General features: G+C 45.4%; 12 protein-coding genes and 1 riboswitch. All 12 genes read right to left on the bottom strand.

Annotation, left to right across the window (positions count from 1 at the left end; all coding sequences use genetic code 11):
- Nucleotides 1-33 precede the first annotated feature (33 nt).
- The 12 genes from MHB63_17080 to MHB63_17025 all read right to left on the bottom strand — a co-directional run bounded on the left by MHB63_17080 (nucleotide 34) and on the right by MHB63_17025 (nucleotide 11,238).
- A complete protein-coding gene (locus MHB63_17080; protein ID MEK3808234.1) occupies nucleotides 34-612 on the bottom strand; it encodes a cob(I)yrinic acid a,c-diamide adenosyltransferase in 579 nt (192 codons plus the stop codon).
- A gap of 80 nt (nucleotides 613-692) precedes the next feature.
- Nucleotides 693-1,208, bottom strand: a complete 516-nt coding sequence (locus MHB63_17075; protein MEK3808233.1) for an ECF transporter S component — start codon at nucleotides 1,206-1,208, stop codon at nucleotides 693-695.
- Nucleotides 1,209-1,220: 12 nt separating this feature from the next.
- Complete coding sequence (locus MHB63_17070) at nucleotides 1,221-1,634, bottom strand: DUF4430 domain-containing protein (GenBank protein ID MEK3808232.1); 414 nt, start codon at nucleotides 1,632-1,634, stop codon at nucleotides 1,221-1,223.
- Nucleotides 1,635-1,783: 149 nt separating this feature from the next.
- Nucleotides 1,784-1,976: riboswitch (cobalamin riboswitch) on the bottom strand.
- A gap of 77 nt (nucleotides 1,977-2,053) precedes the next feature.
- Entirely contained in the window at nucleotides 2,054-3,859 is a 1,806-nt protein-coding gene (locus tag MHB63_17065; GenBank protein ID MEK3808231.1) for an ATP-binding protein, read from the bottom strand.
- Entirely contained in the window at nucleotides 3,856-4,578 is a 723-nt protein-coding gene (locus MHB63_17060; protein MEK3808230.1) for a response regulator transcription factor, read from the bottom strand. The genes MHB63_17065 and MHB63_17060 overlap by 4 nt, the downstream gene beginning before the upstream one ends.
- Nucleotides 4,579-4,688: 110 nt before the next feature.
- Nucleotides 4,689-5,864: a c-type cytochrome biogenesis protein CcsB gene (gene ccsB, locus MHB63_17055; GenBank protein ID MEK3808229.1), complete on the bottom strand. Its 1,176-nt coding sequence runs from the start codon at nucleotides 5,862-5,864 to the stop codon at nucleotides 4,689-4,691.
- Between the two features lie 20 nt (nucleotides 5,865-5,884).
- Complete coding sequence (locus tag MHB63_17050; protein MEK3808228.1) at nucleotides 5,885-7,510, bottom strand: cytochrome c biogenesis protein ResB; 1,626 nt, start codon at nucleotides 7,508-7,510, stop codon at nucleotides 5,885-5,887.
- A 16-nt stretch (nucleotides 7,511-7,526) separates the two neighbouring features.
- On the bottom strand, nucleotides 7,527-8,051 hold the full coding sequence (locus MHB63_17045) for a thiol-disulfide oxidoreductase ResA (GenBank protein ID MEK3808227.1): 525 nt from the start codon (nucleotides 8,049-8,051) through the stop codon (nucleotides 7,527-7,529).
- A gap of 100 nt (nucleotides 8,052-8,151) precedes the next feature.
- Nucleotides 8,152-8,877: a 23S rRNA pseudouridine(2605) synthase RluB gene (gene rluB, locus MHB63_17040; GenBank protein MEK3808226.1), complete on the bottom strand. Its 726-nt coding sequence runs from the start codon at nucleotides 8,875-8,877 to the stop codon at nucleotides 8,152-8,154.
- A gap of 174 nt (nucleotides 8,878-9,051) precedes the next feature.
- Nucleotides 9,052-9,579, bottom strand: coding sequence for a spore maturation protein (locus tag MHB63_17035; protein MEK3808225.1), 528 nt, complete (start codon nucleotides 9,577-9,579; stop codon nucleotides 9,052-9,054).
- Between the two features lie 2 nt (nucleotides 9,580-9,581).
- Nucleotides 9,582-10,175, bottom strand: a complete 594-nt coding sequence (locus tag MHB63_17030) for a nucleoside recognition domain-containing protein (GenBank protein ID MEK3808224.1) — start codon at nucleotides 10,173-10,175, stop codon at nucleotides 9,582-9,584.
- Nucleotides 10,168-11,238, bottom strand: coding sequence for a D-alanyl-D-alanine carboxypeptidase family protein (locus tag MHB63_17025; GenBank protein ID MEK3808223.1), 1,071 nt, complete (start codon nucleotides 11,236-11,238; stop codon nucleotides 10,168-10,170). Before MHB63_17025 ends, MHB63_17030 begins: the two co-directional genes overlap by 8 nt.
- Nucleotides 11,239-11,410 lie beyond the last annotated feature (172 nt).

The raw sequence follows: 11,410 nt of genomic DNA, 5'->3' as shown, positions 1-11,410 counted from the left end.
GGAAGGCAGTTTCCGCCTTCCTTTTTAAAGAAATTATGACTCTTTCTTTTTAGTAAATACGATGGCACTTCTTTCATACTCCACATCTTTTGAACCGAGTCTGGCATTTGCCGCTCTCGCTGCCGCAAAGAAATAATCGGAAAGTCTGTTCATGTACGTTAAAACATGCTCATTGATTTCCGTTTCTTTTTTGAGCGAAACAATACACCGCTCAGCCCTTCTTGCTACGGTCCTTGCCACATGGATGGCAGCAGCAGCCTCTGTCCCTCCTGGAAGAATGAACCGCTCGAGCGGAGGGGATTCTGCAGTGTACGCATCAATGCGCGTTTCCAGAAACTCAATCATGTCAGGTGTTGTTTTATAGGGATGCTTTTGTTTGCCGTGGATGACAGCAAGATCGCTTCCGCAGTCAAAAAGTTCATGCTGGATTTTTTCAAATTCCTGTTTCATGTCTTTTAGGTTTTCATCGTTCATCCATGTCATGGCAAGACCGGTAAAAGAGTTTACCTCATCGATTGTTCCGTAGGCTTCTACCCTCAGATCATCCTTATCGACCCGGCCTCCAATAATGCTTGTTTTCCCTTTATCGCCGGTTCTAGTATACAAATTCATATTCAGCAGCTCCTGTCCTTTGTTCTCAGACTGTCTTGCCTAAGCTAAAAAGAAAGTCTCTCTCTTATTCTGCCATTATTTTATTGAAGTGTAACGCCATAATCGTTTTTATAGAGATAATACTGAAACGTTTTTTGCATGACCGGGTACAGCACGAGAAAGAAAATGCCGTTTCCTGCTGCATGCATCGTATCAAACGGGATTCCTGCAAGATAGTAGGCAAGTCCATTTTCTGTCAGGACAAACATATTCAGAGAAACGATGAATCCAAAAAGATATCCCGCAAGAACGGCTGCCGGGGTAAAAACGAGAAGTCTGTTTCTTTTAACCGCTTTTCCAAGCAGGCCGAAGATTAGAGCCAAGGTCCCCCAGGCAAGCATCTGCCAGATTGTCCACATGCCCATGCCAAGTAAAAGGTTGCTGAGAAAACAGCCCAGGACGGCGACAATCATTCCATTTACCGGACCGAGAAGGATGGCGGTTATAAGTATGACAGCAGTCATCGGCTGCACATTCGGAATGAACTGAAAAGTCAGCCTGCCTACAACGGACAAGGCAATAAGCAAAGACAGAAGACTGATTCTTCTCGTTGTCATTGTTTCTCACACTTATTCATAATTTCGCAGATCAAATTCAATCTTATCGCCGTCTTTCAGCTTAATGTCATTTGCTCCTGTCATGGCATCTTCCCCATTCACAATTAAATGCCAGTACGTTTTGTCGGATTCACTCGCCTTAATGCCGTCGATTCCGCTGATAAAGCCGCCTGACTCTTCTACTTCAAACTGGCTCTTCATTGCATCCATAAGGCTCTGGCCTTCTTCAAAAACTACTTCTTTCGATTCTACTTTCTCCGCCATCTCATTTTTAGTCAGCGTGACAGAGGCTTTCAGTTCCTCCGCCTGCTCTTCGCTTTCAGCAGCAGGTTTTGCTTCTTCTGTTTTATTTTCCTCTGCCGCATTTCCGCAGGCGCTCATCAGTGCAAGAAGAAGCACTGCGAGAAAGCTGTAAAATTTGTTCATGATCCATCTCTCCTCTTGTTGTCGTGTATGTATTGGAATAGCAAAAAGCCCATCTGTTAGAAGATGGGCTTTTAAAAACGGCATAGAAGAAACTGCAGGCACTGGTGCCATAACTGTGCCGTTTCTATGCTCAAATCCCCGAAGAATAGTAACGTTTGAAAGAACCCGGCAGGTCTACTGACTCGTGCTTCATCCTCAAGCCTGCACCTTCCCGTCTGAATCAGTCATTCTGACAGTGGTCTAAAAGCAGGTATTGTCTGCACTTACAGTTGCGGGGACAGTTCAGGCATCTCACCTGATTCCCTATTAAGCAAAGTTTGCACCAGTTTCTTTTCGTATTCACTTTTATATCCAGCTTTTATTGTACCTAAAACGACATGCGGCATCAACAGGTGTTTCGTATGAAACAAGAATATTCGTCACATTCTATCAGGAAAAACGTTTTTTCGAGGCAGATAGAAACTGAATGTGGTTCCTTCATTTACTTTGCTGTGCACATTAATCGAACCTGAATGAGCATCGACAATGTTCTTGGCAATCGCAAGACCAAGGCCTGTTCCGGAGCGGCCTCTCGTCCTCGCCTTATCTGCTTTATAGAAGCGTTCAAAAACAAACGGCAGATCTTCTTCGACAATTCCTGTGCCTGTATCCTTCACATCAACCTTTATCCCGCCCGCAACGGACTGCACGGCCATTTCGACTGTACCGCCCTCAAGAGTATGCCTGATTGCGTTATCCACAAGATTCGTCAGAACCTGTTCAATTTTATCCGGATCCAGAACAAACTCAGGTTCGTCGAGTGCAAAACTGGAGGTGAGCGTAATATCTTTTTCCCTCGCAAGTCCCTGGAACTTGCGGTTGATTTTTTCAATAAATTCATAAATGGAAATGCTCTCAAGATTGAGGGTGATATGCCCCGCTTCCATCCGGGCAAGATCGAGCAGATCATTGACAAGCCGGCCCATTCTGAGCGATTCATCGTAAATAACCTGGGCAATCTCTTTTTTCTCCTCATCCGAGCTTGCAATATCGTCCACAATTGCTTCAGAATACCCCTGGAGCATGGCAATCGGCGTTCTCAGTTCATGGCTGACGTTTGCGATAAAGTCTTTGCGCAATTTATCAAGGCGGCGCTCTTCTGTCATGTCCCGAAGCACGGCTACCGCCCCCCGGACGTAAGACTGATTGTAAAGAGGGCTCATGACAAGCACCCAGCTTCTTCCCTGAAGAGTTACTTCAACGATATGCTCTCTTTCTGTATTGACAACCCGCTGGAACAATTCTTTTGCTTCCGGAGGAATTTCTTCCCCTTCATTAATCTGCATTTTCTGTTCATAGTACCATGACTGCAGGAAGCGTTCTGCAGGAGGATTGGTCACGAGAATCGTTCCATCAATATTAAGTGTGATAACCCCGTCTGCCATACTGCTTAAAATGCTCGTTAAGTGCTCTTTCTCCTGATTGAGAGCGTTGATGTTAAACTTCAGCTGTCTGCCCATCTGATTGAACGCAATGGCAAGCTCCCCGATTTCATCGTGGCTCAAAATCGGAACTTTTGTATCAAAATTGCCGCGAGTCAGCTCTTGTGTCGCCTCTCTCATTTTTCTCAATGGATAGGTAATTCTAGTAGACAGGAAGAAGGCAAAAACCGTTGTCAGAATGATGGCTATACCTGCTGCAAGAAGAATATATTTTGTCGTGTGCTCGGTCGTCTTTTGAACGGCCTGCAGGGACTGTGACATAAAAACGGCTCCGTCTTTGCCGTCGCTTGTTTTATAGGGAACACCGACTACAAGCACTTCCTCCTTGTTTCCGGAGTTTTTTTGCTGTTCTTCAGGCAGCCGGGTGAGCTTGCTTACATTTTTCTGATCTTGAAACACCTTTGACAGCTCTCTGTCAGCGCGGATGTCCTCCATGCTGAAGGTTGGTGTGTTATCATACTTTTTTGGTGAAAACCAGTATTCATTTACGTTCTCGGCTATCACAATGCTTGTCAGTTCATCCGCAAGCTCCCAGGTGATGGACCTTGCTAGCTCCTGGTCTTCATGGTTTTCCAAAATAACAGACACTTTATTGGCCAGCTGCGTCAGTTCATTTTCAGCTTCATCAACATGAAAGCTTTCAATAAACTGGAGCAGCAGAACGGTCAGGACAAACAAGACGAATGATACAAGAAGCAGAATGGTAAACCAAAGTTTACCGACTACGCTTTTCCAGAACATCATTCACTGCCTGCCTCAAACTTGTAGCCGACACCCCAGACCGTAACTATCATCGAGGCAGCATCGGGTGAAACTTTGCTGAGTTTCTCTCTAAGACGCTTAACATGTGTATCAACCGTTCTCAAGTCTCCGAAAAACTCATACTGCCACACTTCTTTCAAAAGCTTCTCACGGTCATACACTTTGTCAGGCGTTTTCGCAAGAAAATAAAGCAGCTCATACTCTTTAGGCGTTAAGCTGACTTCTTTTCCATCAGCAAGAACACGATGGGCATCATGGTCAATGGAAAGATGCGGGAAGACAATCACATTTTTGGCCTTTGTCTCTGTTTTAAGGAAAGAAGTCGTCGAAGAGCGTCTCAGCAGAGCTTTCACTCTCAAAACAACCTCTCTCGGGCTAAATGGCTTTACGATATAGTCATCCGTTCCGACCTCAAAGCCCTGAACTCTGTTCACTTCTTCCCCTTTTGCCGTCAGCATGATGATCGGGGTCGCTTTTTTCAGGCGCAGCTGTCTGCATACCTCAATGCCGTCAATGCCCGGCATCATTAAATCAAGCAGTATCAGATCATATTCTTCTGCAAGCGCCATTTCCAGCGCGTCGCTTCCGTTGTCGGCTTCTTCTATTTGATAGTTTTCACGTTCAAGGTACATCTTCAGCAGTCTTCTGATCCTGTCTTCATCATCTACAACAAGTATTTTATAATTTGGATTGGTTTCCATTGTGCATTTTCCTCTCTTATTCGGAATCATAGGCACCGAAAGAATGATTACTTCCTATTTTACCAAAAAACCTTCACTTTATAGGAGTGAAGGCTCTTTTTAAACGTATTTTAAGCGTAAGAATGCAATCCGGCAATGACAAGGTTCACAAAAATCAAGTTAAACATAATAATAGCAAAACCGATTACAGCAAGCCAGGCTGATTTTTCTCCCTGCCAGCCTTTTGAAAGCCGCAGATGGAGATATGCCGCATAAAACAGCCACGTAATCAGTGCCCAGACCTCTTTTGGATCCCAGCCCCAGAAACGGGTCCATGCAATCTGCGCCCAGATCATGGCGAAAATCAGAGCGCCTAATGTGAAGACCGGAAAACCGATTGTCACAGAACGGTAGCCAATTTCATCGACAAGGTCCAGGTTGACGTTTTTCGTCAGCGGCTGCAAAAAGGCGGATATCCGCTTTCTTAAAATCAGGCGCAGCGCACCGTACAGCAGCAATCCTGTTCCAAGCGACCAGATCACTGTATTCAGTTTTCGTGCTGAAATCAGGGCCGGAACTTCAACAGCAGCTTCCATTTTTCCTTCTGTCAGCAGTTCGCCTTTATGGGGACCTACTAAAGCAGGAAGGTTATAGACCATTTCTGCTTCCTGTTCGTTCTTATCCGTCCACTTATAAACAGCCTCATAATCCATGAATCTGAATGTGCTGGTAATCGCTATAAACGCAATCGTGGCAACAAGCGCATACATGACCGCTTCAAGCCAGAATGTCTTTTTGGATCTCACGGACTGATCGACTGTACGAATCAGATAAATGACTCCCGCAATAAAACTGATCGCAAGGATTGCCTGTCCAAGAGCTGCAGTGGTCACATGGATGTGAAGCCAGCTGCTCTGCAAAGCCGGAATCAGCGGAGATATGTCTGTTGGAAACATGCTTGCATAGGCAATCAGAAGTAAAGCAACAGGTAGTGTAAACAATCCAAGAACCGATACTTTATAAATAAAATAGAGGACAATAAATGCCAGAACAAGCATCATGCCGAAAAACGTTGTAAACTCAAAAAGATTGCTGACAGGAGCATGCCCGGAAGCCATCCATCTTGTGATAAAATAGCCGGTCTGTGCTGCAAACCCGGCGATTGTTACCCCAATGCCTGCAGCCGCCCATTTCGTGGGCTTTTTATATTCTTTTCTCTTGTCGCGGATTGCTCCTGCAAAAAGAAAGGTTGCAGCCAGGTATAGAAAGAATGCTGCAAATAGCAAATTACTGCTTAAAGCCGCCACACCTTTTCCTCCTCATCGCTTTATTTCTCATCTGACTGGTCAGCCGGCTTTTCAATCACTGTTCCTTCAAGCACAGCTTCCATTTCCTTTTTAATGCCGTACCAGTTTTTATTGGTATGGCCTGCAAGGAGAATGGCATCCCCGTTCCGCCTGATCCAAATGCGGCGGTGATTCCAGTACATGCCCTGAGTGACACCGATCATGAAAATGGCTCCGCCAAGTCCAAGGAACCAGAGGGTATTGTCTTTTCTTACCGTAAGAGCAGAAAGGTTTTTCGTTTCGACTCCTTCAAACTTCATCTTCATCTGATTATCTTCACTCGGCTCAATTGTCTGCTGAATCGCAACAAAACTCGTTTCGCCCTCAGGTTTATCAGGAGAAATCATTTTAAAAACAAATGCCGGGTTATCCGGTATTCTTGTTTTCGTTGCCGGCTCTCCCTCGCTGTTGAAATAAAAATCAGGAAGGTAGCTTGCGACTTCAACTTTATAGCCATTTCCAAGGTCGTACTGTTTTTTCGGATCCAGCAGATCAATGGCAAGCTCACCGTAGCTTTCTTCCGTCTCTTTGTCTATCAGACTGAATTTCATCTTGTTTAATTCGTTCAGTTTGAAGTCAACTTGATAAAGAGCATACGAATCATGCTTTAACGGCTGATTTACTTTAATCTGCTCATCCTTTACTTTCTCAAGCTCAGGATCTGCGCCAACGAGCGCTTCCCCTTTTCGTTCAAATAAGGTGACGTTTGTCTGATAGTTTTTGGCTACACTGCCGTCTCCTACTCTAGTAATCGCGTTTTCAAATACTTCATCTTCGCTTTCTTTCTGGTAGGTTTCCATAATGAACTGATCGCTTTTCAGAAAATACTTGCCGTCTGTTCCAGGGATGACCTTTGTTTCTCCTTCGCGAATCCACAAGACATCATCCACATACATGCCCGGCACGAACCTGAGCATTGCTCCAAACAAAAAGATGATCAGACCGATGTGGTTGACATAGGGTCCCCATCTTGAAAAACGGTTTTTTTCAGCCAGAAGGCTGCCGTTCTCTTCTCTGACATGATAGCGTTTTCTCTCAAGCTTTTCTTTCACCATTTTCAGCTGCGCATCTGCGTCTGTGACAGACGGTGTCTCGCTGAACAGGCGCTGTCTTCTCATAAAACTTTCATGGCGTGTGACGCCCTGCTTTTTCAGCGCCCTGTAAAGCGGTACGAATCTGTCAAGGCTTGCAATGACAAGCGAAGCTGCCAGTGCCCCGATCAGGACAATATACCACCACGAGCTGAAAAGTTCATGAAATCCAAGCTGATAATAAAGCTGGCCGATTACGCCATATTCTTCCCGGTAGAAATCTTTAGGCGTCACATTCGGCGGTATGTACATCACTTGAGGAAGAATGGTGCCGATCGCTGACGCTATTAAAATCAGGACGATAATCCAAATCCCGACTTTTACGGAAGAAAAGAAATTCCAGATCTTGTCGACCGGGGTTCTTTTATAGGTCTGGGACCGTCTTGCACTGCCGTCATACTTCATATCAAGCAGCTTGCTTCCGTTCTCCTTTTCCTGAATAGGACGGCCGCAGGATTCGCAGAGAACCGTTCCATGCGGATTGCTGTGGCCGCATAAGCATTTCACTTCATTCATGATGAAAACTCCCCGTTTACGGCTTGATTGATTCCATATAATCCCTGACCATCCGCTCATTCATCTGGCCAGTGATAATTTCTTTCACTACTCCATTTTTGTCAATGAGAAATGTAGTCGGAAGCGGGACAACTCCATATGCCTCAAGCACCTGTGAGTCTTTATCAAGGACTACGGGAAAAGATAAATCATATGTTTCCATAAAGCTCTGCACGGCAACGTTTGATTCTTCAATGTTCACTGCGAGAATTTCAACGCCCTGGTCTGAATAATAATCATACTGGTTCTGCATATAGGGCATCTCGCGTTTGCACGGCTCGCACCATGTTCCCCAGAAATTCAGAAAAACACCTTTTCCTTTGTAATCAGAAAGCTGGTGCTTTTCCCCTTTCAGGTCTGTTAATACGAAATCAGGCGCCTCGCTGCCAACCTTCACCTTTTCTTTGCTTGAGAAAAAATTTGTGTATAACGTATATCCCAGCGCCCCGGCAAGCAGGGCGAGGATAATGGATCTCATGATCAGACGTCTTTTTTTCTTCATTGAAAACTCTCCCATATCCTCATACATTTCAACTCATTATATCACTGTTTTTTTGGAACATTTTCCTGATAATTTGAAGTTTATGTGAAAATTAAGGCGCTTACTTTCCAAATTTGGCAAGGGATCTGAGCTGTTTCACCTCATGCGGGGAAAGCTCGCGGGCATCGCCTGTTTTCAGTCCCTTCAGGTCAAGGAAGCCGTATGTTTCGCGCTTAAGCTTTAGAACAGGGTGTCCGATCGCTTCAAACATGCGGCGCACCTGTCTGTTTCTGCCTTCATGGATGGTCAGTTCCACAATGCTTGTCTGCTTCTTTTTATCAAGAGATACAAACTTCACCTTTGCAGGGGCCGTTTTCCCGTCTTCAAGCATGATTCCTTTTTCAAGCGATCTCAGCGTTTCACGCGGAGGAATGCCTTTGATTTTTGCCACATAGGTTTTTTCAACTTCGCTCTTGGGGTGCATCATCAAATTGGCAAATTCGCCGTCATTAGTCATGATGACAAGGCCGGACGTATCATAATCAAGCCTTCCAACGGGATAGATGCGCTCTTTAATATGCTGGAAGAAATCTGTCACCGTTTTTCTTCCTTTATCGTCAGAAGCAGTCGAGACCACTCCGCGCGGTTTGTAAAGAATAAAATACACAGGTTCTTCTTTTTCAACAGGAACTCCGGCAACCTCAACACGGTCATTTCCGGATACTTTTATCCCAAGCTCCCGGACGGTTTTGCCATTCACTGTAACTTTTCCTTCTAATATAAGCTCTTCCGCTTTCCTTCTTGATGCAAGGCCTGCGTGAGCTATCACTTTTTGCAAACGTTCCATTCTTTTCACCTCGTTAACATCTTACTGCTAAAAATTTGATTAGACAAGTTCTCGTGGCATGCACGAAGCCTTATTATCTCACAAAAATGATGCGCCTGCTCAAAAATCTTCATAACTGCCGAAACAGGCATATAAAAAAGCCTTCCGGATGAGGAAGACTTGTATTCTATGCCATTAAAAAGCAAGCATCACAATAAAGATAGCAGCCGCAATCCCCAGCAAGTCTGCGAGGAGCCCCACTTTCAGCGCATCCCCCATTTTTTTCACACCGACCGCCCCGAAGTAAACCGTCAGGATGTAGAGCGTTGTATCCGTGCTTCCCTGCATGACGGCAGCCAGCCTTCCGATAAAAGAATCCGGTCCGTAGGCTGCAATCAAATCTGTCGTCATGCCAAGAGCGGCAGTCCCTGAAATCGGCCGGATAAAAGCGAGCGGTACAATTTCACTCGGCACACCGATTGCATCCAGTGCGGGTTTCATCATCCCGACGAAAAATTCAAGCGCACCAGATGCGCGAAAAATGGTGATGGCTACGAGCATTCCCACTAAATAAGGAATAATAGAAAAGGCAATTTCAATTCCTTCCTTGCCGCCTTCAACAAACGTTTCATAGGTCGGCACTTTCTTAAACGTGCCGTAAACAAGAATGAACCCGATCATCAGGGGAATCATCCATAGAGATATGATGCTGACAAGCCCCATTCCTATCTCCTCTCCTTCCGCATTCTTCTATGGTAGAAATAGCGGTCTATCAGAATGGCGCCAATGGCGGAAATAATGGTTGCAAGCAGTGTCGGCCCAACAATATCAGTGGGTGACTTTGACCCGTATGTCATCCTCACCGCAATGACAGTCGTTGGAATCAGCGTAATGCTTGATGTGTTCAGCGCGAGAAACGTAATCATCGACCTGCTTGCATCAGGTTTATTCCCATTCAGCTTTTTCATCTGTTCCATCGCTTTAATGCCAAGAGGTGTGGCTGCATTGCCGAGTCCGAAAAGGTTCGCCATCATGTTCGACAGAATGTAGCCCATTGCCGGGTGTTCAGGAGGAATCTCCGGAAAGAGTCTTTTAACAAGCGGCTTAAACAAATTGCTCAATTTTTCAAGCAGTCCGGCTTTTTCCGCCACCTTCATCAGACCAAGCCAGAACACAAGCACACTGATCAAGCCGATGCTGATGGTAACAGCGTCTTTTGCCCCTTTAAAAACCGCAGCGTTCACTTCTTCCATCGTGCCGTTCACCATGGCAAACACTATTCCGATGACGGTCAGCCCCACCCATATGATGTTAATCATGTCCGCTGTAGCCCGCTCCGATAAAGAATAGCTTCCGGAATTTTTCCCAAAGAGGGGCATTCGGTTTGTTGGTCAGGCCATTATCATAGTAAATGGGCACCTCATCGACACGTTCATCTTCTACAATAACGGACATTTTCCCGACGACATTCGGCACATCTTCCGGCTTATCCCATTTTTTATCCGGTTTGATGAGCGTGATGTCGATTCTGATTTCATCCTCCTCCTCATCGTTCAGCGGATAGTACACATCTCTTTTGATGAACAGCCGGTTCTTATAGATTTTCTCCTGAATATCTTTCAGCGTTCCAGACTCTTTCACTTTAAAAAGATCATAATCTCTGTATGCCATATTGAACATGGCAATATGATCATTCCAGTCATCAGAAGCATCAATCGTAACAGCCACAAGGTTCATGCCCTCTTTAGAAGCAGTTGACACAAGCGTCCGCTTCGCCCGTTTCGTATACCCCGTTTTCCCGCCGGTGCTGTACTCATAAAGACTTGTCAGCAGTTTATTTTTATTTCTCCACACCCGGTCCCACTGCTCATTCGGATTAGGGGCACGGTGCACCTTAGTTCCTGATATTTTCTGATACATCGGGTTTTCCATGGCATACCTTGTCAGGATCGCCATATCATAGGCAGTTGAATAATGATTTTCATGATCATCCAGACCATGCGGATTCGCAAACTCCGTATTCATCATGCCGATTTCCGCTGCCTTCTGGTTCATCATATGGACAAACCCTTCAACACTTCCCCCGACATGCTCTGCTATGGCGACAGCCGCATCATTTCCGGAACGGAGCATCAGGCCGTACACAAGGTCCTCAAGCTTAATCTTCTCACCCTCCTGAAGGTAGACCGCCGACCCTTCAGTATGTATCGCTCGATTGCTGACCGTTGCTTTTTCATCCATCTTCCCGGATTCAATCGCAAGAATGGCCGTCATAATTTTAGTAATGCTCGCAATCCTCCGTTTTGTATGGGCATCTTTTTCAAAAAGGATTCTTCCTGATTCCTGTTCAAGCAGTACAGCACTTCTTGCACTGACGCCCATCGCATCAGCCTTATGCGGCAGACCCGAAATAAGCAAAAGGCAAACAAGTGCGGTCACTGCGATCTGTTTCCATTGCCGCACAGCCCCCACGTCCTTTGATCGTTTTGTACAAGTTTATGCAGGTGGACAAAGGTTATGAAGGAATAATTTCTTCTTTTGGATGAAAAGTGTT

The organism is Bacillus sp. FSL H8-0547 (assembly GCA_038002745.1).
In the GTDB taxonomy this organism is placed as follows: domain Bacteria; phylum Bacillota; class Bacilli; order Bacillales; family Bacillaceae; genus Bacillus_P.
Note: the sequence above shows the minus strand (reverse complement) of the source record. Positions and strands in the feature narration are given on the sequence as shown.

Bases quoted from the DNA above. Each gene is read 5' to 3' on its own strand.
- MHB63_17080 (MEK3808234.1), bottom strand. From the start codon at position 612: ATGAATTTGTATACTAGAACCGGCGATAAAGGGAAAACAAGCATTATT.
- MHB63_17075 (MEK3808233.1), bottom strand. From the start codon at position 1,208: ATGACAACGAGAAGAATCAGTCTTCTGTCTTTGCTTATTGCCTTGTCC.
- MHB63_17070 (MEK3808232.1), bottom strand. From the start codon at position 1,634: ATGAACAAATTTTACAGCTTTCTCGCAGTGCTTCTTCTTGCACTGATG.
- MHB63_17065 (MEK3808231.1), bottom strand. From the start codon at position 3,859: ATGATGTTCTGGAAAAGCGTAGTCGGTAAACTTTGGTTTACCATTCTG.
- MHB63_17060 (MEK3808230.1), bottom strand. From the start codon at position 4,578: ATGGAAACCAATCCAAATTATAAAATACTTGTTGTAGATGATGAAGAC.
- MHB63_17050 (MEK3808228.1), bottom strand. From the start codon at position 7,510: ATGAATGAAGTGAAATGCTTATGCGGCCACAGCAATCCGCATGGAACG.
- MHB63_17045 (MEK3808227.1), bottom strand. From the start codon at position 8,051: ATGAAGAAAAAAAGACGTCTGATCATGAGATCCATTATCCTCGCCCTG.
- rluB (MEK3808226.1), bottom strand. From the start codon at position 8,877: ATGGAACGTTTGCAAAAAGTGATAGCTCACGCAGGCCTTGCATCAAGA.
- MHB63_17035 (MEK3808225.1), bottom strand. From the start codon at position 9,579: ATGGGGCTTGTCAGCATCATATCTCTATGGATGATTCCCCTGATGATC.
- MHB63_17030 (MEK3808224.1), bottom strand. From the start codon at position 10,175: ATGATTAACATCATATGGGTGGGGCTGACCGTCATCGGAATAGTGTTT.
- MHB63_17025 (MEK3808223.1), bottom strand. From the start codon at position 11,238: ATGGGCGTCAGTGCAAGAAGTGCTGTACTGCTTGAACAGGAATCAGGA.